The 25,108-nt window shown below is 46.5% G+C and carries 23 protein-coding genes and 1 pseudogene; 11 read left to right on the top strand and 13 right to left on the bottom strand.

Features of this window, described 5'->3' with window-relative positions; translation table 11 throughout:
- Nucleotides 1–35: 35 nt before the first annotated feature.
- Genes METMK1DRAFT_RS12985 through METMK1DRAFT_RS12970 form a run of 4 tightly spaced genes read right to left on the bottom strand, consistent with a single transcriptional unit; the run spans nt 36 to nt 5,197 of the window.
- Nucleotides 36–1,196: a DNA topoisomerase IV subunit A gene (locus METMK1DRAFT_RS12985; protein ID WP_009074921.1), complete on the bottom strand. Its 1,161-nt coding sequence runs from the start codon at nt 1,194–1,196 to the stop codon at nt 36–38.
- On the bottom strand, nt 1,193–2,788 hold the full coding sequence (locus tag METMK1DRAFT_RS12980; RefSeq protein ID WP_009074918.1) for a DNA topoisomerase VI subunit B: 1,596 nt from the start codon (nt 2,786–2,788) through the stop codon (nt 1,193–1,195). Before METMK1DRAFT_RS12980 ends, METMK1DRAFT_RS12985 begins: the two co-directional genes overlap by 4 nt.
- A gap of 34 nt (nt 2,789–2,822) precedes the next feature.
- Complete coding sequence (locus METMK1DRAFT_RS12975; RefSeq protein ID WP_009074916.1) at nt 2,823–3,758, bottom strand: deoxyhypusine synthase; 936 nt, start codon at nt 3,756–3,758, stop codon at nt 2,823–2,825.
- Complete coding sequence (locus METMK1DRAFT_RS12970; RefSeq protein WP_009074914.1) at nt 3,755–5,197, bottom strand: RtcB family protein; 1,443 nt, start codon at nt 5,195–5,197, stop codon at nt 3,755–3,757. The genes METMK1DRAFT_RS12975 and METMK1DRAFT_RS12970 overlap by 4 nt, the downstream gene beginning before the upstream one ends.
- 561 nt (nt 5,198–5,758) lie before the next feature.
- Here METMK1DRAFT_RS12970 and METMK1DRAFT_RS12960 point away from each other — a divergent pair.
- The gene (locus METMK1DRAFT_RS12960) at nt 5,759–8,560 is read left to right on the top strand and encodes a DEAD/DEAH box helicase (RefSeq protein ID WP_009074909.1); all 2,802 of its coding nucleotides are present in this window, start codon (nt 5,759–5,761) and stop codon (nt 8,558–8,560) included.
- A gap of 345 nt (nt 8,561–8,905) precedes the next feature.
- On the top strand, nt 8,906–9,175 hold the full coding sequence (locus METMK1DRAFT_RS12955; protein WP_048088112.1) for a DNA-binding protein: 270 nt from the start codon (nt 8,906–8,908) through the stop codon (nt 9,173–9,175).
- Here METMK1DRAFT_RS12955 and rgy read toward each other — a convergent pair.
- A complete protein-coding gene (rgy, locus tag METMK1DRAFT_RS12950) occupies nt 9,140–12,589 on the bottom strand; it encodes a reverse gyrase (RefSeq protein WP_009074903.1) in 3,450 nt (1,149 codons plus the stop codon). The two genes, METMK1DRAFT_RS12955 and rgy, sit on opposite strands and share 36 nt — an antisense overlap.
- 574 nt (nt 12,590–13,163) lie before the next feature.
- On the opposite strand from rgy, the pseudogene METMK1DRAFT_RS12945 reads away from it, so the two are divergent.
- The 3 genes and pseudogenes from METMK1DRAFT_RS12945 (at nt 13,164) to METMK1DRAFT_RS12935 (ending at nt 15,310) form a co-directional block, all read left to right on the top strand.
- Nucleotides 13,164–14,039 (top strand): annotated as a pseudogene (locus tag METMK1DRAFT_RS12945) (IS5/IS1182 family transposase).
- Between the two features lie 567 nt (nt 14,040–14,606).
- Nucleotides 14,607–14,903, top strand: a complete 297-nt coding sequence (gene albA, locus METMK1DRAFT_RS12940) for a DNA-binding protein Alba (protein WP_009074896.1) — start codon at nt 14,607–14,609, stop codon at nt 14,901–14,903.
- 86 nt (nt 14,904–14,989) lie between these two features.
- On the top strand, nt 14,990–15,310 hold the full coding sequence (locus METMK1DRAFT_RS12935) for a hypothetical protein (protein WP_048088018.1): 321 nt from the start codon (nt 14,990–14,992) through the stop codon (nt 15,308–15,310).
- Here METMK1DRAFT_RS12935 and METMK1DRAFT_RS12930 read toward each other — a convergent pair.
- A complete protein-coding gene (locus tag METMK1DRAFT_RS12930) occupies nt 15,282–15,581 on the bottom strand; it encodes a hypothetical protein (RefSeq protein ID WP_009074892.1) in 300 nt (99 codons plus the stop codon). The two genes, METMK1DRAFT_RS12935 and METMK1DRAFT_RS12930, sit on opposite strands and share 29 nt — an antisense overlap.
- Before the next feature lie 66 nt (nt 15,582–15,647).
- On the opposite strand from METMK1DRAFT_RS12930, the gene METMK1DRAFT_RS12925 reads away from it, so the two are divergent.
- Complete coding sequence (locus METMK1DRAFT_RS12925; protein WP_009074890.1) at nt 15,648–16,130, top strand: hypothetical protein; 483 nt, start codon at nt 15,648–15,650, stop codon at nt 16,128–16,130.
- Here METMK1DRAFT_RS12925 and METMK1DRAFT_RS12920 read toward each other — a convergent pair.
- Together METMK1DRAFT_RS12920 and METMK1DRAFT_RS12915 are read right to left on the bottom strand one after the other, a co-directional pair.
- A complete protein-coding gene (locus tag METMK1DRAFT_RS12920; RefSeq protein ID WP_009074888.1) occupies nt 16,088–17,722 on the bottom strand; it encodes a DEAD/DEAH box helicase in 1,635 nt (544 codons plus the stop codon). The two genes, METMK1DRAFT_RS12925 and METMK1DRAFT_RS12920, sit on opposite strands and share 43 nt — an antisense overlap.
- On the bottom strand, nt 17,682–18,050 hold the full coding sequence (locus tag METMK1DRAFT_RS12915; RefSeq protein WP_009074886.1) for a hypothetical protein: 369 nt from the start codon (nt 18,048–18,050) through the stop codon (nt 17,682–17,684). Before METMK1DRAFT_RS12915 ends, METMK1DRAFT_RS12920 begins: the two co-directional genes overlap by 41 nt.
- 33 nt (nt 18,051–18,083) lie before the next feature.
- On the opposite strand from METMK1DRAFT_RS12915, the gene cutA reads away from it, so the two are divergent.
- The 3 genes from cutA to gatA are packed head-to-tail and all read left to right on the top strand — an operon-like array spanning nt 18,084 to nt 20,115.
- A complete protein-coding gene (gene cutA, locus METMK1DRAFT_RS12910) occupies nt 18,084–18,407 on the top strand; it encodes a divalent-cation tolerance protein CutA (protein ID WP_009074884.1) in 324 nt (107 codons plus the stop codon).
- Nucleotides 18,404–18,697, top strand: coding sequence for an Asp-tRNA(Asn) amidotransferase subunit GatC (gene gatC / locus METMK1DRAFT_RS12905; RefSeq protein WP_009074882.1), 294 nt, complete (start codon nt 18,404–18,406; stop codon nt 18,695–18,697). The genes cutA and gatC overlap by 4 nt, the downstream gene beginning before the upstream one ends.
- Nucleotides 18,698–18,699: 2 nt before the next feature.
- Complete coding sequence (gene gatA / locus METMK1DRAFT_RS12900) at nt 18,700–20,115, top strand: Asp-tRNA(Asn)/Glu-tRNA(Gln) amidotransferase subunit GatA (protein ID WP_009074880.1); 1,416 nt, start codon at nt 18,700–18,702, stop codon at nt 20,113–20,115.
- A 75-nt stretch (nt 20,116–20,190) separates the two neighbouring features.
- Here gatA and METMK1DRAFT_RS12895 read toward each other — a convergent pair whose 3' ends face one another.
- From METMK1DRAFT_RS12895 to METMK1DRAFT_RS12885, 3 genes are all read right to left on the bottom strand, one after another.
- Nucleotides 20,191–20,400, bottom strand: a complete 210-nt coding sequence (locus METMK1DRAFT_RS12895) for a DUF5622 domain-containing protein (protein WP_009074878.1) — start codon at nt 20,398–20,400, stop codon at nt 20,191–20,193.
- Nucleotides 20,401–20,431: 31 nt separating this feature from the next.
- Nucleotides 20,432–20,995 (bottom strand): TATA-box-binding protein, encoded by a 564-nt coding sequence (locus METMK1DRAFT_RS12890; protein ID WP_082230058.1) that lies wholly within the window; start codon nt 20,993–20,995, stop codon nt 20,432–20,434.
- Between the two features lie 164 nt (nt 20,996–21,159).
- Nucleotides 21,160–21,909 carry a metallophosphoesterase gene (locus METMK1DRAFT_RS12885; RefSeq protein WP_009074873.1) on the bottom strand — a complete coding sequence of 250 codons (750 nt, stop codon included), beginning with the start codon at nt 21,907–21,909 and terminating at the stop codon, nt 21,160–21,162.
- Nucleotides 21,910–21,949: 40 nt separating this feature from the next.
- Here METMK1DRAFT_RS12885 and dph5 point away from each other — a divergent pair, with 40 nt between their 5' ends.
- Complete coding sequence (dph5, locus tag METMK1DRAFT_RS12880; protein ID WP_009074871.1) at nt 21,950–22,714, top strand: diphthine synthase; 765 nt, start codon at nt 21,950–21,952, stop codon at nt 22,712–22,714.
- Nucleotides 22,702–23,355, top strand: coding sequence for a DUF357 domain-containing protein (locus tag METMK1DRAFT_RS12875; RefSeq protein WP_009074869.1), 654 nt, complete (start codon nt 22,702–22,704; stop codon nt 23,353–23,355). Before dph5 ends, METMK1DRAFT_RS12875 begins: the two co-directional genes overlap by 13 nt.
- On the opposite strand, the gene METMK1DRAFT_RS12870 is transcribed toward METMK1DRAFT_RS12875, so the two are convergent.
- Together METMK1DRAFT_RS12870 and twy1 are read right to left on the bottom strand one after the other, a co-directional pair.
- Nucleotides 23,346–23,999 (bottom strand): DUF120 domain-containing protein, encoded by a 654-nt coding sequence (locus tag METMK1DRAFT_RS12870; RefSeq protein ID WP_009074867.1) that lies wholly within the window; start codon nt 23,997–23,999, stop codon nt 23,346–23,348. The genes METMK1DRAFT_RS12875 and METMK1DRAFT_RS12870 overlap by 10 nt on opposite strands.
- Nucleotides 23,996–25,087 (bottom strand): 4-demethylwyosine synthase TYW1, encoded by a 1,092-nt coding sequence (gene twy1, locus METMK1DRAFT_RS12865; protein WP_009074865.1) that lies wholly within the window; start codon nt 25,085–25,087, stop codon nt 23,996–23,998. Before twy1 ends, METMK1DRAFT_RS12870 begins: the two co-directional genes overlap by 4 nt.
- Nucleotides 25,088–25,108 lie beyond the last annotated feature (21 nt).

Genomic DNA, 25,108 nt, shown 5'->3' with positions numbered 1-25,108 from the left:
TCAGTTTGATCGATGAAATAACCTGTCTCGGCTGATTAGCCTATGTAGTCCTTAGTCTGTATCTTCTCCGGTATATACTGGAAGGCTAAGAACTTGAGTCCCTTGCTGGCCATTGCCTCTATCTCCAGCTTGGCCTTTCTCTGGAGAAAGGCGTTTATCTCCTCCTCCCAGCTCTTGGTCTTGAACCACTCGTAGTTCTTTATCTCCAGGGCCCTCTTTATGTCTGTCTCCTTAGCCTTAATTATGAAGCTGGACCTCTCCCTCTCGCTAAGGTAGGGTTTCTTCCTTGGGGTTCCAAATATGTCTCCCATGGAGACTCCAAGAAACTTGGCATCGGGCGTGGCCAGTCTCTCACTCTCGTAAGATAGGGATATAGAGCCTATCCTAAAGACGCTGTATATGTACCACCCGTACGGATCGGCATCTGTGAGGATGTAGACTGGTAGTTTCAATTCTTCGTTAAGTCTCCTCAGGAACCTCCTAGTGGCCCTGTCCGGTTGACCTGCACTAGTTATGAGTATTGCCCTGTACTTCCTCCAGAATCCAGCCCTATGAAGTTGCTGGAATACGGCGTCCTTCTCCACAACTAGGACGTAGTCTGCGTTGACCTCAACGAAATCTATCAGGTCTGGCGTGGGTTCAATTGAGTAGGCACCGTGACCCATCTTGCTCAGGTCTATGATATCGTTACCACTCCTGAGCCTCATGTCTCCCACCACTTTTCCCTTCTCCTTGCTAAGGATCAGCATCTCTTCCCTGAGAAGTGAGGTGAAGACCTCAATGTCTATTATGACGCTATCCGACTCCTTCTGCTCGTCCCAAGTGTTCTCCTCATGGGTCTTCCCCTTAGGATCCCTTATGACTATGGAGTGTTTACCCCTATAATACAGGTCACGTATTGTTGGATACTCATCGTTTATGAGTGCGTCGTAAATTATACTCCCCATAAGCACTGTCTGCATGAATCTCCTCGCCTCATTCATGTCCAGGAAGCTCCTCTTCATCTTCTCACTTCCGAGAAGGAGGAGCTTCCTCTGCTCATCATAAACTGTATTGGAGAGGGTCCTCTTTGGGATCTCCATTACCATAGGTTCGCCTTTCTCCAGTTGATCCACCAGTGTTAGAAACCTCTTTTTGAGAGTCTCAGCCGCCCTAGCTCTAGCCTCCTTGTCTACCTTAGAAACGAACTCGCTCAAAGAGTCTCAACCCTGTAGGATTTGAAGAGTTCCAAGTCTTTATCTTTAATATTGAGCTTAGTCACAACTAGGTCTATCATCTTGTTCTGTAGCTGTTCCTGTATCTTGGGCATCTCCTCTTTCTTTCCATTCACCATAAAGGTAGACAGAGATCTGGCCAACTCGGGTATATACTTTAGATAGGTGAGTAACCTCTTCTTGGCCTCCTCCTCCCTCTTCTTCTCCGTTATGTAGACTTTTAGTGATCTCGCAGCTTCCATTATACCATTCCGTATCTCCTTTTCAATCTCCTCCACGTCCGCTATACTTTCCTTCCCAGCACTCTTGTAGGGAACCTTAGTACTGCATAGGTGAACCATGACCACCAGAGGTATTTGTTCCTCCTCTATGCCGTATCTCTTCCAATCCATCTCCTCAACAACCTTCCACACCACGTCAGATTTCTCGTCATAGATGAGTGGTATCTTGTTGGCGTACCTGAGCACGGTAGGCTCCTCCGCGGGTTGTATACTCCCACCGTACGCCAGTCCCACCTCCACGATGAAGGGATGTCCCTGATAGGCCTTAGGCTTCCTGGTCACCGCCCCCACGTAATCTGGAGAGAGAGTCTGCTTAAGTCCCAGCTCTATGAGGTCAGCCCCTATAACCGACAAAGCCTCAGGAGACGGAGGTCTGAAGTCTGGAAAAGACTTCATGGAATCCACAAGCTTGGAGAGCTGGTCGTCGGTTAGCTTAGATGCCTTCTTGTTTGGGTCTATACCAGCCATCTCCAGGACTCCGAGGGCAGTCTTCTCACCCACGCTTTGAAACTCCTTGACCAAGAATTCCTTGACTGTAATGTCATCCCTCTGCTTGGATATCATGTTCTTCAGTAGCTCTATATCCACGCCATATGGATGGGGCTTGACTTCCTTCGGAGGCTCTGGGAGTTTGTTGGTAAGCCTCGGGTAGAAGACGACGTTTCCTTCCGGATCCTTCAGGAAGAACTCTGCATAGGGAGTGATGATGTAAGTCCTCTTGACGTACTCGTAAATCCTGGACTTAGCCCTCATCCAATCTCCTAGGATATACATGGTCACAATAGTTCCGTGAAATCCCGTTTCGTTGTTTACAGAGGCCTTCTCATATATTATTGGCTCGTTTTTCGTGACATCAATCTTGAGCTTAAAGGTATAGAGCCTCTTTGACCCCATGGGGGAAGTAACTACCTCAATTGGTCTGTCTTGATACATCTGGCTATACAATACTGCTGCTTTAACTCCTAGTCCGTACATTCCCCTGGTCTGTCTTATGACGTACTTGGAACTGTAGAGAACCCTCCCAAAAGCGTCTGGAACTACGTGAGGAGGAATACCTATTCCGTTGTCCTCAACTGAGACCCTGTATATTTCCTTCTCTTGGCTAGCCCTGTCTATGCTTATCTTTACAGAGGGCAATATGCCGTGAACGTCAGTGGCGTCCAAAGCGTTCTCCACTAACTCACGTAGGGCCTGATACATAGCCCTAGCAGGGTTTGAGAAACCTGCAAGTTCAGGGTTTCTCTTGAAGAACTCGGCTGGCGATATGCTAGTAAATTTCTCTTTTAAGGACACTTAAATCACCATGATGGATATATTATTGAGGGTGTTAGCTTAATAAGGATAAGGCCATAATGGGGAGGGCGAGGGTGGCGTCGGCATATATCACCACTTGCTGTGCTCTCTCCCTTATCTTGTTCCAGCTTATTGCCTCCCTAGGCCTGGCTCCACTCAGGCTCCCGTCGTATTCCTGGGCAGTGGTGAGGTATATGGCGTAATCTAGGCCATCCTTAAATTGGTTCCACCAAATGGTATGATGCTTACTTATTCCACCTCCTATTAGTAGGGCTCCAGCGACCTTGCTGGAGAAGACCATATCCTTTATCAACCTCATGTCCTCGAAGAGGTTTATCCTGAAACCAGTGAACTGAGATTGAACGAACAGGTTCGTTCCGAAACTACCGTCCACCACTCCAGGAACTATGATTGGGGTCTTGGTCTCATAGGCTGCCCGGAGTACTGAGTTATCATCGTTTATCTTCTCCCCGAACTTCCACAGAAGCTCATAGACTGGCCACTCCCTCTTCACCTTGATCAGTTCTGGGACTACTCCCCCCACCACTTTCTCTATGATTCCTCCGTAATTTTCGAAGGGTATGAGAACGTTTCCCAGCCTATGGATCCCTAATCTCCTGAGCTCTCCATCATCCAGTTCAAAGGATCCCTTATAGTACTTTCCACCAAAAGACCTCGCTATATCATGGTCTATAGTTCCACCCGTTGTAACGACGACGTTGAAGAAACCTCTCCTTATCATGTCGGCTATGAGACCCCTCAACCCAGTAGCCATCAGGTTAGCCGTGAATGAGATAAACCTCAGGTCACACTCCCTGACTATCCTCTTGAGGAGCAGGGAGCCCCTATACACCGCTTCTGCAGAGAAACCGTATATCTCGTTATATACCTCCAGGAACTCGTGAGCCTCCCTTAATCTATCCAGATTTACGTCCTTAATCTCCTCTGCAAGTAACTCGTCCCTATTCATCCCTTGGTCACTCCGATTGGTCTCAACCTCATAACTAACTTGGCTATCTTAACCTCGTGGGCAACCTTGGCTACCCTATCAACATCCTTGTAGGCTCCAGGGGCCTCCTCGGCAACGACTCTCCTGGTAGCTGCCCTAACTATTATACCCTTCTCGTCAAGTGAGCCTATTACGGAGTTGGCTGGATAATTCCTCACAGCTGCCTCTCTAGACATCCATCTTCCGGCACCGTGAGGGGCGGTAAACCAAGTCCTCCTCCCCTCTGGGACTCCTACCATAACATAACTTGCGGTCCCCATGCTACCTGGAATCAAGACCACCTGACCTGTCTCTCTGTGCTCTACGGGTATCTCTGGACTTCCGGGCGGGAATGCCCTAGTGGCCCCCTTTCTGTGAACCAATACCCTCTTCTTCTTGCCATCTATCGAGTATTCTTCAATCTTGGCAATGTTATGAGCCACGTCGTAAATGATATGGAGGTCTAGCTTCTCTGGATCAACCTTGAAGACCTTTCCGAAGCTCTCTCTGGCCCAGTGGGTTATGAGTTGTCTGTTACTCCAAGCAAAGTTTGCACCAGCAACCATGGCCCTGAAGTAATCTTGCCCTTCCCTACTATTGAAGGGGATGGCTGCCAGCTCCCTGTCAGGAACCTGGATGCCGTATTTCTTCATGGCCCTCTCCATGATTTGGAGGTAGTCGCTGGCTATCTGATGACCTAAACCCCTAGACCCTGTATGTACCATCACGGTAACTTGTCCCTCTCTGGTTATCCCCAGGGATTTAGCTACCCTCTCGTCATATATCTTGTCCACCACCTGTACCTCTAGGAAGTGGTTTCCGGCACCCAACGTCCCCAACTGCGATGCTCCTCTCTGTTTAGCTACACTACTGACTTTACTGGGATCCGCCAAGTCCCAACTACCCCTCTGCTCTATGTTGTTCATATCCTCAGCCCAACCGTAGCCCTTATCTGTAACCCACTTCACTCCTTCGCTCAGAAGGTTGTCCAACTCCTGTTGACTAAGCTTCACTTTGCCTTCGCTCCCCACTCCGCTGGGAACGTTCCTATATAACTCCTCTACGAGTTCTATCAGCTTGGGCTTAACGTCATTGTAATCCAAGTTCGTCCTCAGCAACCTCACGCCACAGTTTATATCGTATCCTATCCCCCCCGGGCTCACTACACCGTCTTCTTCTATGGAAGTTGCTGCTATCCCCCCGATGGGAAATCCGTATCCCTGATGACCATCAGGAAGAACGTACACGGACTCTTGTACCCCGGGGAGGCACGCCACATTAACCGCTTGTCTCAAAGTCATGTCCTGTCTCATCTTCTCTATAAGGACGTCATCAGCGAAGACGGACACCGGAACCCTCATACAACCTGTCTTGTCTATTTTCCACTCATACGAACTGACACGTTTTAAAGAAACGTCCATGGTCGATTCAGATATGATCTAATCTTTTTAACTAATAAAATTGCTCTCATGAGTGTTGATGAGTGTGGCGGACCCTGAGTGAGTGATGACCAGAGCTACACTGATCCCTTGGTTTTCAAGTTAGGACAGTGAAGGATCCTAATTGGTCTCATCTCATCCAACTGAAGGTCATGTTTAGCCGTCACGGGAGTGGAGGTAATGCCTCCCAGCCCTAGAAGGGACGAAGGATGTTACCTTTTCCATCAGATCTTCTTCTCAGCCTTCTTCTTACTCTGTTCCAGTTTCTCTTCATACTTTGCCAAAACTTCCCTCAGAGGCAAAGTAAGGCAGTCCTCCTTTAGGGAGTACAGCAATTCTCTCATGAAACTATATGCACAGGATTTGCTGTGAAACTCTAGATTTTTCCCCGAGACGCTAAACGTGACCCCTTGTCCTCTAGGGAAGGGTCTTCCACACGTTAAACACTCGTGAGTTTCTTGCATGGTTATGAGGGCTGATTTTATATTTTTAAAAATAACTCTAGCAGTTACTATTCGACGCCGCCCAAACATGGTGAAGTTAATGAACAGTAATGGATTACATCATAGAGTCGCTGCCCTGATGAGGGAGAGGAATTGGGCTACGATGACCAAGGTTCAGGAGTTAGCATTAGAGCCCATCCTAAAAGGTCGTAATACCCTTATCATAGCTCCGACTGGCTTTGGTAAGACTGAGGCAGCTATCTTGCCCATCCTAAGCAAGATGATGGATGAGGGGTGTAAACCAGTCTCATTGCTTTACATTACTCCATTAAAGGCCTTGATCAACGATATAACGATAAGGATAGACTGGTGGGCGTCTAAGCTAGGTCTCCTTGTCAACAGGAAGCATGGAGAAGTGCCTCAAAAGGAGAAGAACCAAAGACTCAAGAGGGTACCCCACATATTAGTAACCACACCCGAGGGTCTTGAGATAGACTTAGATTGGGCCTCAAGATTCAGGGAGAACTACAAGAATGTTAAATGGGTCATTGTGGATGAAATACATGAAATAGTGGGCTCTAAGAGGGGTGCTCAGCTCTTCATCCTTCTCGAGAGACTTAAGGAATTCTCAGGGACTGATTTCCAGAGGATAGGTCTTTCTGCCACCGTAGGTAATCCCAAGTTTGTAGCCTCAACCCTCTTTGGTTCATCCACAAGGCAGAGGTCCATAGTGAAGATCGATGAGAAGAAGGACTTCAGTCTCGTGGTGAGGAAGGTCGATGAGGGAAATAACGTTTGGTCAGACTCTGCTAAAGCTATAGAGGAATCCATAGAACCTCCTACACTGATCTTCACCAACTCCCGTTTCCTTACTGAACGCCTTCATGAAGAGCTTGAGAGGCTGGGTAAGAGTAACATATACGTTCATCACTCCTCAATCTCTCGAGACTCAAAGGCGACAGCGGAGGAGAGCCTTAGGGCAGGTAAGGCCCAGGCAGTCCTTTGTACGAAGACCCTTGAACTAGGTATAGATGTGGGTAAGATTAAGAAAATAGTATTATACAGACCTCCTCCCTCCGTAGCTTCATTTCTCCAGAGACTGGGAAGAAGTGGTCACTGCGTAGGCGGAATACCTAAGGGAGAGATCATATGTGTCCAAAACTTCGATTGCCTGGAGGCCCTAGCCATATACAACCTTTCCAGGAAGGGAGTAGTAGAAAGTCCCAGGAACGGTAGCCCCTTAGATGTAGTATCAAGAGAGATCCTGGGGATGGTTCTTCAATATTCTTCTATCGATGCCGAGAGAGTGTATCGGGTCATCACGTCCTCCTTCCTATACAGGAAACTAAAAAGAAGCGACTTCCAAAGGCTTCTAGATTACCTAGCCAAAAATAACTTGATCCAAAGGGAAGGGGACGAACTGAGGTTAGGTAAGTCGTTCTTCCGTATATGGACATTCAAGAAGGATAGGAACTTCTCCTGGTCCAGAAGCTTCTCCGAATTCTTTTCGCTAATAAATAACGATGATACGTTCGTTTTAAGATATAACGATAGGCCAATAGGGGAGATAGACGCAATTTATGTCTACAAACATATCAGACCAGGGGATCTGTTGAGGATTGGAGGTAAACTCTGGAGAGTCTCCAAAATACATAACGGGAAGTTAAGCATAGAGTTAGTCCCAGCAGAGAGAGGAGAAGGAGAGATACCAGTTTGGAAGGGTGAAGGAGTTCCAAAGTCTCACTTGTTGCCTATGGAGATCCAGTCTATCCTAAGCGACTTCAATAATTCCCTCAAGTCTCAAGTCTTAGATCAAAAATCTAGGGAAGAGCTGAGTAAACTTATGGAGCCCTACCTTACAAGGGGGGCCCCTCTACCCAATTCATCTATAGTATATGTAGAGAAAATAGGTAACGAGACCGTTTACTCCACACTGATCGACGAGAAGGTGGCCAATACTCTGGCACATATGCTGCTCTACGTGGCCACGTCTAAACATTCGCTCAACGTCTACGCCAGGGCCTCAATATATGGGTTTTCCATCAGTGTGACGGAGAGGGATCTCCTAGATGAGCTACTCAACGTTAAAGGAAATAGGTTGAAGAGGCTCATACTCAAGGCAATACTCAGGTCCCCACTATTCGTGTCAGTGCAGAAGGAAATCCAAGTGAGCTTCGGAAAGATAGGGAAGCTAGATCCGAGGGAAGACTCCCTAGTGATTAGGGAGGCTCTCAGACAGACAGTGATGAGGTATTTCAGCATCAAAAAGACGTTAAGTTTCATCGATAAGTTGAGGAAGGGAGAGATCAGGATTGTTCATGTAGAGCCTTCAACGCCCCTCGGAGAAGCAGTGCTCTCTCACGCTCCCATAAGACCGTGGATATCAGGGATACAAGCTCTGCTTTACGATGTACTCAAGGGAGGCGCGTACACGTTGAGTGAGCTGTCAGAAGTTCTATCAATTCCTCCCAAGAGCCTCGAAGTAAAGCTAAAACAGATGCGGAGAGCAGACTCAAAATATAGGGTGACTAGCTTCATAGATGTGGACAGCAGGGAAACTAGATGGTGCCTTATAGACGAATTGAAGACCTTCGCTAGTTCAGATGAGTTCTACACCTCCTTTGCCCCCATAAATGGAGAGGAGACTCTGATAGCCTCGCTGAGACCCCTCCATGGTAGTAGCACTTCTGAGGTCATCTTCAAGCCAAATCAGATCCTCGAAAATCCTGAGGATTTCACTAAGAAAATCCCCATGGATGAGATAGGGGAACTAAAGATAGTCGATCCAGTGGATCCAATGGTATGCAATATGTCTCCCAGGTACTATTTCGTTAGGAGAGATGTGATTCCCTACCTTCTACTCAACGCCTCAGCTTATATACAGAACATGAAATACACGTAAACATGATGATGAGAGCCCTAAATTTGAGCTAATGATATGGGCCCGTGTTCCTGATTAGTCCTAAACGTGATGGCTTTGACCCTTATGACAGGATACCTCCGTAGCATCTCTGGAACCTCTAGCTCCCTCCTGGCATCGAAAATGTATTGCATAAAGACCAATTATATCCATTGTGTACACAATTATAGAACAAATCTCCCTCCCTAAGCTAGATGTTAGGAGCCGATTTAATGAAAACACTTAATGACATGAACTCCCGAATAAGTGTTAACACTACTGACGCATTCTCATAACCAATCCAATAGATTTATTTCTTGAGTCTTGTGTTGAGATGCAGTGATTAACGTGAGCAGTAAGGTCGTTCAGTTCGTGGTTAGTCGTAACAAGTCTATAGAGGATCAGGTACTTGAGATAATTAGTTCCTTCAACCAGGGAGTTAATGACGTGGAACTCAAGGGTTACGGTAGGGAGATTGATAGAGCCGTCGATATATACAACATGCTTAAGGACAAACTGGGAGATGGAGTAAAATTGGAGGGCGTTAACATAGGAAGTGAGGTAAAGGAGAAGAGGAGAATCTCATATCTCCTGTTTAAACTCAGGAAGGGCTTCTAGACTCTCCACCTGCGCCAGGAGGTCGAGCAGGACCTCTGTCCCTTCTAAGTTTCCTAGGGAGATCATGTCCATCCTATTCAATAATTCTGCTGTAACTTCTTCAGAGACCAATTCGGGAAACTTGGACAGGAAGTTGTAAGCCTCGATCCCCTTTTTGGTAGCTATCAGTACTGCTTTTCTCTTGCTCTCTACAACGTAGCCATGGCGCAGGAGGGTCTGTAGAGTTTTAGCGTATGTGCTGGGCCTTCCGATCCTTCTCTCTTTCATTTGTTTTATCACGTCAGCATAGGTTAGGAGCCTGGAACTGGATCCCCTATAAGTTGAGACTTCTACCTTAACCCTTCCCTCAGGTACTGCGTAAACTCTATAGCTATACACTTTAGAGAAGCCATCCCTCATCTCAGTGAGCAACTCGACGTCCCACTTCTTATTATCCAGGCTGATCTCATACCTCGAAAACTTTGCCACCGATTCCCTCATTTGGCTGGCTATGAATCTTCTGAAAATCAAGTCGTACAAGGCGAAATGAGCCCACGTGAACTTGACTGTATGAAGCGAAGGATTTTCTCCCAATTCCTTCTTGAGCATCTCCACATCAAAGGATCTAGTGGGCCTTATTGCCTCATGGGTTCCTTCCTGCCCCCAACTCCTGGGCCTGAGGTCCTCAAGGAGTGACTTGCTCTGAAGATATTCCCTTGCTATCTCTATTCCCTTCGACGATATATGATGACTGTCGGTTCTATGATACGTTATGAGTCCGCTCTCGAAGAGATCCTGAGCAATTCTCATTACCCTCTCTGCAGGTAACCTGAATTGCCTGTAGGCCTCTACTAGGAGTTCGTCGGTGGAGAAGGGAGGTGGTGGATCCAGTAGCTCCTCCCTCTCCCCTATCTTTGAGATCATTGCCTCGTCTTCTTTAGGAATCCATTTGTCTTTAGAGAACTCCCTTAGGAAGTAATTTCCTATCCTTATTGATGTTACCCACCCCATATTGGACTTATATTCCTGAGTCCTCCTCACTATCCAACCTAACACGGGTGTCTGTACTCTCCCTGCACCGTGGTTTCTTTCGCCGAACTTGATCCTCAACAATTTGCTTAGCTCAAACCCAATCCACCTATCCTCTATTCTCCTGACAATCTGACTCTCCACGGTCTTCAAATCCAGACTAGCTGGATTACGTAGAGCTTCCAAGATACCAGTCCTGGTGACTTCATGATACTTCACTCTCCACAACCTTGGGTTATAGGGGACTAGTCCAACTGCTATATCGAAAGCTATTTTCTCTCCTTCCACATCAGGATCGGTTGCCAGGAACACTTCATCTACCTCTAGGGAGAGTTTCCTCAGGGCATTTATGGAGGTGAGAGTGGATGTAACTAGTGTGGATCCACAGTAGGGGCATACTTCTACCTCTTTACTAACAGAGCTCCTGCAGTTGAGACATCTATACAAAGGCGAGTAATGGGGAACTATTTTTCTGTCCCTGACCTCTACTCCGTAAATACCGCGTTCATTTAGTGTTAGGTCAGTGACGTGACCCTTACTGGCTACCACGTCCATAACAAAGACCTGGTTACCATCCATTATGACGGTCTCGTAGACTGGAATTCCTCCAACGAACCTCCTAGAGGGGAGGCCGAAAAGCTTAGATATAGTCCTGGCTTTTGTGGGTGACTCTACTACCATGAGCCCAGTCCTTATTTCTATCTTCCTCCCTCCCTCCTCTCTCGTTCTTTCGATTTCCTCCCTAAGGCCCTTCAGGTCTAGGGATTCAAAGTGTTCTGGATGAAATCCTTGGATAATATAATTCATCTTCTTCTTAAATATTTCGAATAATATCTGGTCGTCCACTATTACTACGCTAAGGCCCTTGGTAAGGCCTCCATTTAATAGCCTACTACTCCTGCCGGAACCCTGCAGATATGTTATGACATCTGGATATTGTAAGTAAACTTCACGTCCCATTCTGGTCAGGAGGAAGGTTTCACCTACGATATTGTCCTCAATTCTGCTTAGGGCCTCACTGACCTCCTCTATCAACCCCATTACCTTCTGCTGAACCTCGCCTAGTCTACCCTCCAGCTTCTGATTCTGAAGTATGGATATCTTAATTGCCTGAGCCTCACCTGGAGATAAAGTGAGGATCTCCTCCTCCGGAACCTCAAACCCCAAGAGTCTGGCCACCCTGAGTAAAGTGTATGGGTTCTTTATGGCGTCCATAGCACTTACTCTGGATTTAGGGACACCATAAAACACGACGTACTTTAGTGCTTTGGGCTCGTCTATTCCCCTCACCGCCACTCCGTAATAGGAGGCAGACCCTACGAGGATGTTAGTCTTACCTTCTGAGAAATCCTTTAGGAACTTCCTCCCAGCTATGGCCAGACCGACCTTAAACCCCATCCCATCTAGTCTATCCTTTATATCTCTCATTACTGTCTTCCCATATTCCCTTGATACCAACACTAGTCCCCCAGGGCCCATCCTCTCTACGACGTCCTCCAAGGAAGATGTTGTAAAAGAATCTACAATGTTTCTGGCGTAGGTCTGTGCCGTAGAGATATCAAAACCCGATATATGTCTTAGGGCTTTCTGCTTGATCCCCTTAGGTCTTAAAGACGCGCTCGCAACTACCAGTTGGGCTATAGGCCCAGAAAAAGACTTTATTTTATTTTCAAGATCGTTCAATTTCTCCATTAGCTCTTCCTTATTCTCCCTGAGTACCAGGAGCCTTCTGAGTCTGACCAGCCTCATGGCATCTTCATAGACCTCTTTAGGAATTCCCATGAGCTGGACCAGCTTATCTGTAGTTTTACCACTCTTGATGATGGAGTCAGCATCGTCCACAGCTATGAACTTGGGTCTGTAATCCGATAGAGCCTGGAAATTCCTATTTATGTAACTCACCGTGAGCACAGATACGGCGTTGGGATTCATGGATCCACAACTCACACTAGTTATTTCCCCCAACCTGTTGCAGATCTGTTCCTGTAACGATTTGGTGGGAACTAGGTAGAGTACGTTTTTAGATAGGTAGGCCGAATGGACGATCAGAGTAGTAGTCTTACCCATCCCTGTGGGAGCTGACAGCGAAAAGTTATCTCCTTCACTTAATCTCCTTAGCCACAAGCGTTGGAGAGACCAAGGTTCCTTACCGGTGACCTCCTTGAAATAGTTGATCATCTCTTTGTGAGCCTCGAGCGTGTAATAGAGCTCCCAATATCTGGCCAACTTCCCGTTGTTGACCAGCAGGTTGTAAATCACTTTGGATTTCTCCTCGATGGGCAGGTTTGCATAGGCGCTCCACTCACCGGGTAAGCAATTCGTACAAGGAAGACCTTGAAGGGCTCTGAAGTCTTCAAGAGGACCTTGACAATTTGGGCACGTACTATGGAACACTGAAGTTATCATTAGTTCTCAACTTAGGGACTGGTGAAGTTTAAAAAGAAGATAACCAGATGTTACTCGAAATTTGAGGAGTTCTGGCTTCTTAGGACTTCATGACACTAAATATGGACCGTTCAGGTTTCCATTGTAAATTCACTTTATTTAACTCCTTTTAGAGTAATTAGTCGTGAATCCATGAGAACTTAGTAATGATAAGGTAGAATTTGCATTACGTGATAACATAAAACTGCTATTCTCAATGGATCCGTGAATCGCCTCTAAATATTAATCCTCACCGTTTGTCCCTGACCTCATATAATTAATATTTATGACCTTTTACACAAACAAAAATTTGGAGAGTGCCACTTTGAAGTCTATGAGCGATGCGAGGTTGGAGGAAGGCACCCAATGAAACTTCCCATGTTCTCAAGAGAGTGTCCCAAGCGAGAATATTTGAATAAATCTATGTTCAGCTTGTTTGTTAATAATTCATTCCAAGTAAAAGTTATCGAGAAATTCTGAATTTCCTCGTCGGGGACTGCCCTTCGTAATACTTAAAGGGGACAGAAGGCGGTAGTACTCGACCCGACATGAAACCGTGGTACCACGACCTCCCCCAATAGAACTTGGCGGCAGGCATAAAACTCTTTTGAAGTTGAACTACGTGCTGAGCACGTTCGCTGCCTTCCTGAACGTCGACACGCTCACGCTGAGGGCGCTGATCCTCACGGTCGTGTGGCAGTGCTCCTACATGGACGTGTGGGGTTACTACGAGCACGACCAGATGGTCAGGTGGTTCCTAGGTAGGCCATTGTCTAAGTCTGAGCTGCACAGGAGGGCTAAGCGGTTGGGGGGTAAAGGAGGTCTTCCTGGAGTACGTCAGGGAGCTGGAGGGGGAGCTGGCGAAGCTGGAGGGTTACCTGCCCAGCAGCGCCATCCACGGGAAGCTCTGGGCTGTCGACTCGTTCGCGGTGGAGGTCCCCTTCGGCAAGACGACAGGGAGACGTTGAGGAAGAAGTTCGAGGTCAGCCTGAGGCAGGGCAAGGTCAGGGAGGCAGCTGAGCTCCTCTACCTGGTCCTGAGGTCGAAGGTCGGGAGGAGGTTCAAGGGCGAGTTCACCAAGAAGAGGAACAGGAGCCACTTCGGTTTCAAGGTCCTCGTCGCGATCTCCCCACCATGCTTGTCCACCGGGTCCAGGTCGAGCTGGCCAACTTCCCGGACAACGAGGTCGCCTCCTCCCTGCCAGGATACGAGGTCGTAGACAGGGGTTTCCCAGGGGAAGACCTGGCTCGTGGGCTTCCCCAGCTTCAGGAGGTACGTGGAGTTCTTCAGTTTCCTCAAGAAGTACTGGAGGCCCTACGCGGTCGACAGGGAAGGGGCAGAGCCCTTCGTCTACGTCACAGCGCTAGTCTACAACTCCCTGATCTACACCTTTGTGCCATCACTGGTCCCCGAACAGGAGCTCACGACCTAAACGAGGGGTCAGACGGGCGACCTCGACTCTACTGGGGTAGTGAGGGGTCTGCCGGAAAGTCAGTTTTCATTAACAATAAGTTATTTTATCTTACAACAAATCGAAGATCTACCCTAATCTTGAAAGATATATTCACCTTGTTCCTATTAGACTACAATTCGACGTTTCTATCACGTTTTGAACATTCAAATATTTGCGTTCGGGACACTCTCTCAAGGGGAGTTAGTCCCGTAGACGGGATGAGGAGGAAAATAAGGGTATGAGGACGAGGGTAGCCATGAAATTTCATGAAACCCTATGAAAGACCAACCCCTCCTTACTTCCTGGCCTGCTCTATGAGGGGGTGCGGGTTTATGATATCAAACTTGTATCTTAGGGTCATGATACCTGTTTTGCACTAAAATGTCCAAACCTAAAGGTCACATTTTTGTAGTCTATGCCTGACCTATAAAAAGAAAAACGCAACCGAACATTCATGACTTACCGATCTCTTGGGACGAAAATGCGGGCCCCAGAATAACTTTTTTAACTTATGTTGTCTCCTTATCAACGCAAAAAGGTGGTAAAATGAGCGGAACATCTCCAACTCCAAGTAACGTAGTCTTGGTGGGCAAGAAACCAGTAATGAACTATGTACTAGCTGCCCTAACCCTGCTAAACCAGGGTGTTCCAGAGATAATCATAAAGGCAAGGGGAAGAGCAATAAGCAAGGCTGTAGATACTGTAGAGATCGTCAGGAACAGATTCCTTCCCGACAAGATAGAGATAAAGTCCATCGGAGTGGGCAGCCAGGTAGTTACCAGCCAAGACGGTAGACAGTCCAGAGTTTCCACAATAGAGATAAGTATCAAAAAGAAGGCATAAAGTGTCAAAAAGCGTTTTTTAGGTGCACTCCTTAGTGGGAACCGCTCACTTAATTAATGTCGCGTGAGTATTTCTACTGGATAGTTATGAGTCAGCCTACCCACAGGGTAGAATTTGAGGGAAAGGCAAAAATAGGAGAAATCATGGGGAGCATAGGTTCTATTCAACTCAGACCGGAGGACCTGTCTAGCCCTATAGCCTTTCAGATGGCCTTATCCAGAATTTATTCAGAACTTATGAATATGATGACACAAGGCCCAAAGAAACACTACGTAGCCGAAGTAAAGTTCACAGACTCCATGGGAAATCCAGTTTCTGTAGGAGTTGACTTTGGAGAGAAGATCCCTCCACTCTCCAAACAGGAAGTGAAGGTCAAGGTCATCCTCGAGTTCTACGACGAAGAATAGCCCTCCTTAATAAATACGGATAGCTGACTTGAGATAGGAATTCGTCGAGTGGTACAATAGTAATCCTTCCCTCCCTATCTAGGAGGAGCCCCACTCTGGAGAGATATCTCAATGTAGATCTGGCCACTTTCCTAGAGAAATAAGGCTCGAGACACGCATAAGCGTCTAGGGGGGTAAACTCCTTTTCTTTAAACTTCCTCCAGAGTAGATAATAGACTACCATTTCCCTTTTCTTTGGCCACCTCATGGTCAACACAGCCTGGTTTATCATCACTACTCAGACCTTACAAGTCCTTTCATCAACAAATTTAATGCCTGCTACACTTTAAGCGTTTAAATGCCCTATATTTTCCAAGGGAAAGTATGTAAACCAGGAGAGATTGACCTAGTGAGGAAAGGGGATATAGTAATTATTAAACCTGTAACCCTTCTCGTAGAAGGTAGGCAGAGGGTCTACTCTCCACTGTCAGTAATCAGTGATAGTTGCAAGAGCGTTATCACTTCTCCTGCGTGGGTGGACGGAGTGGTAGTAGGAGAGCAGGAACCCATAATCTTGAGAGGGAAAATGGAGGTCTCAGGTGACCTTGAAGTGCTCAGTCCTGACTTTCTTCCAGCCTTTGTGGCACGTAGGATATTAGGTTCCACTAAATTCGTAGTAGATCCGTCACCTGTAGGGACTCCAGTGGTCTCGGTCTCCAGAACACCGCTCCTCTCGGCTAAAAGAGGGAAAGTGTTCCTTCACACCGAAGACCATCATAATATACTCCTTCCCTTAGCCTATTCACTCTTCTTCTTCGTGTCGTCATCTAGTAGCGAATAGAACATCTCCTCCATGGTTATGGACTTCCTCTTCTTGGCTTGATATTCCTCAGAGGTTCCTTGAGTAATCAGTTCGTACAGGATTGCAGTCTTATCTCCAGAGCTGTTCCTAAGCAACCTGCCTAGCCTCTGAATGAACTGCCTCTTGGAAGAGGTTCCAGCTACTATTATCCCGACGTTTGCGTCTGGAATATCAAGCCCTTCATCTCCAACAGTGGTGAGGACTAGCACACCTTTCTTGCTCTCCTTAAACTCTTCAAGGACTCTAACTCTATCTCCCTTACTCATCTTTCCTGTGAGCAGTAAAGATCCTAGAAACCTCGATATTGTCTCTGCGTGCTCTACATACTGCGTAAAGATCACAACTTTCTTCTCCTTATTGAGCTCAACGATCTCTCTTATCTTATTCAACTTCGCCTGAGTCAAAGCGGTTAACATACGCATCTCGTTGTGAACTCTCAGTGCTTCTGCCGCTTCTACATCCCCTTTCTGCAGAGCGTTAACCAGTTCCCTCATCGTTCTACCCTTAGATAGGGACCTGAACCTAGTCAGTAGTGTTGTGTATCGTTCCCTCTCTTGAACTGTGAGGGGTAACTTCACCTGAATCACTCTGAAGTTTGCGAGATATCCCCTGCTCACTAACTCCTCTAAAGGCTTATAATAGACTAGACCCCCCATCAGTCTGAATAGCTCCACGTGTTTTCCGTCGCTCCTGAAGGGAGTGGCTGAAAGTGCAATCCTGTAGGGGGCTACGAGTCCCAGTGCTATGTTCTTGAACTTCTCCGCAGGAAGGTGATGAGCCTCGTCTATTATTAACAATTTGAAGCTGGGGGAAAGCTCCTTCAAGTGCCTTATGGCTGACTGGTAGGTAGTAACGGTAATTGGAGATATCTCCTTCTTTTCGCTGTAGAATATACCCACTTTAGGGGTGCCTGAAAGGGACGACTTCAATGAGTCTAGCCATTGACGCAACTGCTCATTTGTGAAGGTGACTATCAGAGTTGAAGATCCAGCCTCACGAATTGCCCCTAAACCGATCAGAGTCTTGCCTGCCCCCGTAGGAAGGGAAATTACGCCTCTCATCCCGTTCCTCTTCCAGGCATCCAGTGCTTCCCTCTGATATTCCCTCAACTCAACGTTAAGCCCGACCTGAAAGTTTGAGAACGAAAGATCTAACCCCCTTACCCTCAGCGAACTGGACTTAAATATTCTCCTGAGAATGTGATAATAATAAGGATGAGTCACAAATCTTCTCCTAAGCCTATCATAGGGTATAGAGACCCTGAAGCGTTTCAGAACCTGAGAGAGATCTACCTTAGCCCTTACGATGAGCTTGTCTCCCTCCAGTTCGAAGAATACGTCAAAGTCGAGGGATTCCTGGAGTTCTCTCCTCTCCTCCTGTGAGAGTTGAACTCCAAACTTGTCTAGGATCTCTAATACCTCCTGTGACGAGAGTCCGTGAGCTGTTGCCCTCTTTAAGTTTAGGACGAACTTGTGACCTTGGGTCTCCTTTCCAAGGTAATCAGAGAAGCCCTCCAATAGTCTCAGATCTTCATCTGTCAAGTGCCTCAAGTAGAAAGTCTTCCAGGTCACCCTTTATCACTTCCACGTAGATCACTTCTCTTCCACTGCCCAGCAATTCCCCTAGTTCTTTTATCTCTTCAATTTTATAAATTAGCAACTTGATGCCGTCTGGTCTCACGAACACCGCAAAGACCTCTCTGGGGAGTTGCGTCTGGGACACGACGAGAAGTTGCCTGATTTTCTCGTCAGGGGTCACCCTCAGAACCAATCCCACACCGTTATCTAGAGTTAGACCTAAGAGCTCGGCTCCCAAGAGGGAGGCCTCAGACACTCCCATGTTGACTGCCTCCCTCAGACCTTTTATCTCCAGGTTCAGGAGATCGTTAAGGTTCATCATCTTTATTTCCTCTTTGATCTAAATATTAATCACATGGATAGAAAGTATTTTCTGGTCATAACCACCCTACCTGACCTGGAGAAAGGAAAGGAAATATCTAGAGTCCTGGTCAAGGAGAAATTAGCTGCGTGCGTCAACTTAATACCAGGCCTGACCTCGATCTATTGGTGGAAGGGAGATGTAACGGAAGACAAGGAGATCATCGCTCTAATAAAGACGAACTCAGATAGGTTAGAACAATTAATGGAGAGACTCAGACAGCTTCACCCCTACGAGTTACCTGAGATCCTAGTCCTAGAAATAAAGGAGGGTTTAAAGGCTTACCTGAACTGGATAGATACGAGTGTTTCAAGTTGAAGGTTAGTGTGGACGAAGAACTCGTGAGAAAGTTAGAGTCGCTGGCACTGATCTCGTTGTCCCCAGAGGAGAGGAGGGAGATAGTAAAGGATTTGTCGAGGATCCTGGATTTCTTCAATAAGATCGACGAGATAAACTTGGAGGACGTGGAACCTATGTTCCATCCCCTGAGCCAAGGTAGGCTTAGAAAGGATCAACCCAGAGATCCCCTTCCCAGAGACGAGGCAATCAAGAACGCGAAGAAGAAGAAGGACGGATATATAATAGGGCCCAGTACGACCGGTGGTTAGGCGTGATCAAGGATATAATAAACGACCTGTCATCTGGGAACTTGAGTCCAGAGGACTACGTGAGGAGAAGCTTCGAGAGGATAGAGAGAGTAGAAGGAAGGGTAAGAGCGTTCATAACTCTGCGAAAAGAGGAGGAGGTTCTCAACGACGTGAAGGCGTCACTAAGGGGGAAGGGCAAGTTATCTGGCGTCCTCATAGCAATTAAGGATAACATATCCACCAACGGAATAAGGACTACGTGCGCCTCCAAGATGCTGGAGGACTATGTCCCCCCGTACGATGCCACTGTGATCAGACGACTGAAGGAAGAGGGAGCGGTGATACTGGGTAAGACCAATATGGACGAGTTCGCCATGGGCTCAACAACTGAGACGAGCTATTTCGGACCCACCAGAAATCCCTGGGACCTGACCCGTACTCCTGGCGGATCCTCAGGAGGGAGCGCTAGCGCAATCGCCGCAGGCTTCGTGGAAATCGCTCTAGGTTCTGATACAGGAGGATCCATAAGGACTCCCGCCTCGTTCACGTCCATTTTCGGTCTGAAGCCGTCCTACGGAACCGTGAGCAGATACGGTCTGGTTGCTTACGCTAACAGCCTGGAGCAGATAGGTCCTATGGCCAGAAATGGAGAAGACCTTGCCCTTCTCTTCTCTATAATAGCTGGTCCAGACGATAGGGATGCCACTACCATAGATTATGCTCCACAAGGCGGGGCAATCAACATACCAGTTAAGGGAGTGAGGGTGGGGATACTTACGGATCTCCTGGAAGCCTCAGACAAGGCCGTATCATCTACGATTACCGGGTTCGTAGATAAGATGGTATCGGAGGGAGCTATAGCAGAGGAGACCAAACTAGGCCTAGTCGATTACGTACTACCTACGTATTATATTATTGCCATGTCAGAAGCTAGTTCTAATCTAGCCCGTTATGATGGAGTTAGATACGGATATAACTCGTTAGTTGAGGGTAACTGGAGGGAGGTTTATAGCAAGAATAGAGGTGAGGGCTTCGGGAGGGAGGTCAAGAGGAGGATACTCCTTGGTTCCTTTATCCTGAGTGCTGGCTACTACGAGCAATTCTACATTAAGGCGTTGAAAGTGAGGAGATTGATAAGGAATTCCGTAGAGAAATTGTTTAGCAAGTACGACATACTCGTCTCCCCCACGACCCCCGTACTTCCTCCAAGGATCGGAGAAGTGATAGATGACCCCATAAAGATGTACGCCATGGATGTGGGTACAGTTACAGCTAACCTAGCAGGAGTTCCTGCACTTTCTATGCCAGCTGGGTTCTACAATGGATTGCCGGTGGGTGTTCAGCTAATGGGAAGATACTTATCTGACAACTTTCTCATGGGGGTTGCAATTTTCATGGAGAAAGCGTTGGGACACAAGGGAGATCTGGCTAACCCTTGACACAATTTGGGTTTTCGCTCTAGGTGCCATGAATTAATTGGATCCCCATATCAAAAACAAATTTTCCCTTAATATTCATTTCATATTCGTCAGTCTGTCCTTGATCTCTAAAGGTAAATCCTCCAGTTTCACTACAGTGGCACTCCTAGGTCTCCTCACGAAGGTTTTGTTAATGATGATATATCTATCTGGAGACTTTTCGTCTCTTTTCTTTAGAACTCTCAACTTGGCGAACCTAGATTTATCGAGTTCAACGTAAACGTACTTCCCCTTCTTTAGTCCCATGAGGCTTCAGTACTCCTTGTTCTCATTACCTTTAAATTTCTAATTCCTCCTCTTCCTCTATCGGCTTTATACACTCGAGGGACTCCAACTTATCGAATATCTTTTTCACCGCCCTATAGACCTCATCTTCTCTCTTCGCCCCAGTTATCACCATCTTACCGCTACTGAAGATCAGTAGGACAACTCTAGGGTCGTCCATCCTGAATATGAGACCTGGAAACTGTTCTGGCTCATACATGTTGTTCTCCAGAAGAAATGCTGCCTTATCCAGGTTCACGTGCACGTGCATGTTGGCTGAGGCCACTATGTTCTGTATCTGGATCTTAGGTTTACCACCTATTCTTATACCGTACCGCCTGAGACTCTTTATTATCCTTTTAACCGCCTTTATGAGCTCCTCCGTGCTTTTGGCGCCAGTGACGACCATTTTCCCAGACTTGAATATCAGGGAAGTGACCTTTGGGCTCTCGAGTCTGAAGATGAGTCCCGGAAATTGGTCAGGATCATACTCCACGTTAGGGACGCTTCTTTCCATAGCATATAGATCCAATGTCTGATCTAGAGTAACTGTAGCTACAATGTTCTCAATACTTATAATCGGCTTATAAGCCGCTGAGCTGGAAATACTGAGTCACCAGTATATAGTTTTTATACTGCTTTATAAACTCCTTCTTTCCTGACTTCTTAACTTAGGCGTAGGAATTTAGCTCTACTTAATATAAGGCCACCTAAAAGTACTTCTACCCCACACATATGGCCTCAAATAATAATATTCTTCAGAAGTCTGAGTTCTGGAAATTCCATTATTCCCTCCCCCTCTACGACCAAGAAGGGTCTAGCTTTCTCCAAGATACCGTGTTCTCTCATGAGTGAACTCATGTAACTGTTCCTCATGAGACTTATGTCATTTCCAGCTTGATAACTGCCTATCGCGGGGAGCACTACGATTTGCCCCCCCAAATCTGTAGGAGTTACTAAGAAACACGGAAATTTTCTGGAAAATCCTAGCTTATCTCTTATGGCTATCCTTGGATGTTCGTGGCCAATTACGTAAACCCTCTTTGGTTCGACCTCTATCTCCCTATGACCGTGAAATATTACTAATTCTCCTTCCCTTATCTCGTCCACAAGCTCCACATTGTCGAACTTCTCAGCGATTAAGGAAATGTAGTTGTCGTGATTGCCCCTAACTAGTTTCACTGAGACACCTGATTCCTTTAAGTCCTTAAAGATGTCATTCAGATCCTCCCTTTCCTGTCTCCCAAGTCCGTTGAACCTATGTTTCATGTCTCCGTTAATTATTAGCCTGTTTGTTTTGAAATTTTCAATAGCACTCTTGTATATCTTCATGAACCTCCTTTTCTGGACTCTGGGCAGAAATAAACCCTTACTTGCCATTTCCTCCTCATAGCCAATATGAACGTCAGATAATACTACGGCATTCAGAGCCCTAGAGTAAACTACTGGTAAGTCTCCCTGGATCTCTATTCCATCAACCAATGAGACCAAGCATAAACACCCTTTTACTTCTAACCTTTAGTTAAAACCCATGTCAGCTATCCATTTCATAGGACTGGGACTCTCAAAAAGGTTTCTTACTAACGCTGCGTTGCAAACCTTGAGAAATTGCGATGTAATATATTTCGACTTCTACACCTCTCTTAGTTGTGATCTCTCTCCCGAATCTTTGGCAGAGATCACGGGGAAAAAGGTAGTCTCTGCAACGAGAGATCTCCTGGAAAGAAGGGAAAGGGAAATCCTACTCCACCTTGAGAACGGTAAGGACGTGTGTATAGCTACAGTAGGAGATCCCATGATAGCCACGACTCACGTTAGTTTATTTACTGAAGCCGTAAGGAGGGGACATGAGGCTAAGGTCATTCCTGGGTTGTCAGTTCATTGTTATGCAATTTCTAGATCCATGCTCTCGTCGTATAAGTTCGGTAAGTCTGTGACGATAACTTTCCCCGTATCAGGAAAGTTAGATTTTACTCCTTACAACGTAATAAAGCAGAACAGGGATCGCGGTCTCCATACTATAGTCTACTTGGACCTAAAGGAGGATATGGTTATGACCGCACAGTTAGCCATAAGTTACCTCCTCAAGATGGAAGATGAGCTCAAGGAGAGAGTCATCTCTGAGGACGATTTAGTAGTCATCGGTGAGAGACTTGGATGCCAAGACGAGAGAATGAGGGCTTTGAGGATGAGCGAGGCCCTTGCGACTGACTTTGGCAAACCCCCGCACATAATAATAATCCCAGCCAGAAACCTATACGACATGGAGGTAGAAGCTCTGAAATGTCTGAGTTGAGGGACAGGATACTAAGGTACATAGATGGCGTTGAGAGAACTCTCAATCAGATTTCCGAATCTAAGCATCCCAAAATAGTTCAGTTAGCTATACAGTATAAAGAGGACGCAAAGTACTACCTGGAAAAGGGGGATCTAGAGACTGCCTTAGTTGATATTGTGTACGCAGAAGGACTCCTAGACGCCTTAAACTACCTCGAGGAATCAAGGAAAAAGGTGTTCGTTGGAGGTACCTTTGATATCCTACATCCGGGCCACATAGAGTTTTTGAGAAGGGCATATCAACTAGGCGATGTCTACGTGGCAGTGGCTAGGGATAAGAACGCTGAGAAGGTTAAGGGAAGAAAGCCAATCAACGATGAACAACATAGACTAGAGGTTATAAGGAGCATCAAATATGTAAAGGAGGCGTTCTTGGGGGATGAAAATGACTTCCTTAAAAGTGTGGAGAGGGTGAAGCCAGATATCGTATTCTTAGGGCCTGATCAGAGAGTGGACGAGACCAAATTGAAAGAAGAATTGGATAAGCGAGGAATAAAGGTTGAAATATTCAGACTCAAAGAGAGGATAAATAAATGGCCTCACAGTAGTACTTCCTCAATAATTAAGGAGATAACGAACCGTTTCTGCAATCATGCATAGGCCTCAACTGTAACTTCGTCACCGTCATTGAGATTCAATTCCTTCCTCAAATGATAAGGTGATATGACCTCAATGATGCTCTTGGGATGGACGCTCCTGAGAGGAAAGACCACAGCTGCAGGTCTCAATCCGTTGATGGAGGCTGGAAACGCCCTAACTCCCCCTAAAACTCTGTTCTGCTCCCTATATTCAGGGATATTTATTGACTTAGAGGTATCTAAGGCGAGCCTATTTTCCAACGATTCCCTATCATATATGGCTAAATTGAGAGTTCCAGGATAGGGTTCGAAACCCAAAAACTTCTTAAACGACTCAACGTAGTACGGCATCGTTAGAAAGAGCCTACCCTCTCCTAGCCCAGAGATGACCCTCCCCCTGATTATTAACAGGTGAGACGTCATTATTGCCGTCTTCAGTACACTGAGGCATTCCTCAAGTAGCTTCTCCCCATTTTCAGTGACTCTGATTACCTCTCCTTCCTTGGAAAGCGAGCGTTTTATCAAACTCCTCTCCTCTAGCTCCCTGAGCTTCCTCGATATTGTCTGTTGCGACATCTTTAGTTCTTCAGCGAGAGTCTGTTGTGTTACCTCAGATCCCTTGTTAGACAGATAAACGATCTTAGCAATGAGGCATTCCTCACTCATGATCTTTCCCCTCCATCGCCTTCCTCGGTACAGCCAAGCTCCGCCCCTTTATATTCTCCTTCTATATCGTCCTGGACGTCTTGAGCTCTCCAGTCCCATTTCTCATTCCATGCCTTACCTATCTGTATGGGTCTCTCAATACTACTCAGGAGTACAATCCTGCTAGGCACATGCTCTGAGAGTGTATTATATCCAGACAATTCGGCTAGCTTTTCCGCGAACTTCCTCACTTCCCCGTGTCGAGGCATCGCGTCTTTAGTCAGCCTATATGTGGATGGTCCCACATGCATGTAGGCCTTAACCTCCACGTAAGTCGGAGAGGAAAAACGAATCAGTTTGGCGAATTCCTCAGCGTCACTATCGCTCATATTGAAGCCCTTAATCATCGTCATCCTTATTACTGTGGGTGAACTGAAACTGGGCAAAATATCCAAAGTTCTCATGACTAAGTTCCATGAGTTAGAAACTATGGGTCTGTTTATCATCTTATGTTTTTCTTCGTTTGGAGCCTGTAGGGAGACGAAGAGTTGACTTGGCTCTTCTTCCAACGACGCAAGAACGTCAGGTCTAACGCCACTGGTCACCAGGAACGTGGTAATCCCCCTCTTGTGATACTCCCTTATTAGTTCTCCAACCTTCTCGTATAGTGTGGGTTCTCCCGTCAGACTTATAGCGACGTGAGATGGCTTTAAGGCTTCCCTGGCCTTAATTGGATCAACCCCTTGTCTGCCCAGATATCCAGATACGGACCTCTTGTGCTCTTCAATTGACCTCTCCACTATATACTCAGGATCGTCCATGTAAGGCATCTTGGTTTCGTCCCACTCCAGGCCTATGTCCTCTGGTTCTAGCCTCCAGCAATGTATGCACCTGAACCAACACCAGGCCGCAACTGGAGTCATCTGCACACACCTATGGCTCTCTATTCCATAGAATTTCCCCTTGTAGCAATATCTCCCACTAGTGAGGGCCTCATGAGTCCAGTGACACTTCTTGTAGGCACTATGCCCTCCTATCAGATGGTATCTCTGTTTCTCCAATTCCTCTCTTATCTTGGAGAGAGTATCAATCCTGAATTGAGTGGCCATAACTTTACCTTAAATCAATTA

Source organism: Metallosphaera yellowstonensis MK1, assembly GCF_000243315.1.
Classification (GTDB): domain Archaea; phylum Thermoproteota; class Thermoprotei_A; order Sulfolobales; family Sulfolobaceae; genus Metallosphaera; species Metallosphaera yellowstonensis.
The sequence above is the reverse complement of the archived record's forward strand: the minus strand, read 5'-3'. Positions and strand labels throughout refer to the sequence as shown.

What these genes read in the sequence shown, in the direction of transcription:
- METMK1DRAFT_RS12975 (WP_009074916.1), bottom strand. Translation starts at nt 3,758, where the DNA reads ATGAATAGGGACGAGTTACTTGCAGAGGAGATTAAGGACGTAAATCTG.
- cutA (WP_009074884.1), top strand. Translation starts at nt 18,084, where the DNA reads ATGGATAGAAAGTATTTTCTGGTCATAACCACCCTACCTGACCTGGAG.
- METMK1DRAFT_RS12960 (WP_009074909.1), top strand. Translation starts at nt 5,759, where the DNA reads ATGAACAGTAATGGATTACATCATAGAGTCGCTGCCCTGATGAGGGAG.
- dph5 (WP_009074871.1), top strand. Translation starts at nt 21,950, where the DNA reads ATGTCAGCTATCCATTTCATAGGACTGGGACTCTCAAAAAGGTTTCTT.
- twy1 (WP_009074865.1), bottom strand. Translation starts at nt 25,087, where the DNA reads ATGGCCACTCAATTCAGGATTGATACTCTCTCCAAGATAAGAGAGGAA.
- METMK1DRAFT_RS12970 (WP_009074914.1), bottom strand. Translation starts at nt 5,197, where the DNA reads ATGGACGTTTCTTTAAAACGTGTCAGTTCGTATGAGTGGAAAATAGAC.
- rgy (WP_009074903.1), bottom strand. Translation starts at nt 12,589, where the DNA reads ATGATAACTTCAGTGTTCCATAGTACGTGCCCAAATTGTCAAGGTCCT.
- METMK1DRAFT_RS12935 (WP_048088018.1), top strand. Translation starts at nt 14,990, where the DNA reads ATGAGTCAGCCTACCCACAGGGTAGAATTTGAGGGAAAGGCAAAAATA.
- METMK1DRAFT_RS12870 (WP_009074867.1), bottom strand. Translation starts at nt 23,999, where the DNA reads ATGAGTGAGGAATGCCTCATTGCTAAGATCGTTTATCTGTCTAACAAG.
- METMK1DRAFT_RS12925 (WP_009074890.1), top strand. Translation starts at nt 15,648, where the DNA reads ATGCCCTATATTTTCCAAGGGAAAGTATGTAAACCAGGAGAGATTGAC.
- METMK1DRAFT_RS12895 (WP_009074878.1), bottom strand. Translation starts at nt 20,400, where the DNA reads ATGGGACTAAAGAAGGGGAAGTACGTTTACGTTGAACTCGATAAATCT.
- METMK1DRAFT_RS12930 (WP_009074892.1), bottom strand. Translation starts at nt 15,581, where the DNA reads ATGATAAACCAGGCTGTGTTGACCATGAGGTGGCCAAAGAAAAGGGAA.
- METMK1DRAFT_RS12875 (WP_009074869.1), top strand. Translation starts at nt 22,702, where the DNA reads ATGTCTGAGTTGAGGGACAGGATACTAAGGTACATAGATGGCGTTGAG.
- METMK1DRAFT_RS12915 (WP_009074886.1), bottom strand. Translation starts at nt 18,050, where the DNA reads ATGATGAACCTTAACGATCTCCTGAACCTGGAGATAAAAGGTCTGAGG.
- albA (WP_009074896.1), top strand. Translation starts at nt 14,607, where the DNA reads ATGAGCGGAACATCTCCAACTCCAAGTAACGTAGTCTTGGTGGGCAAG.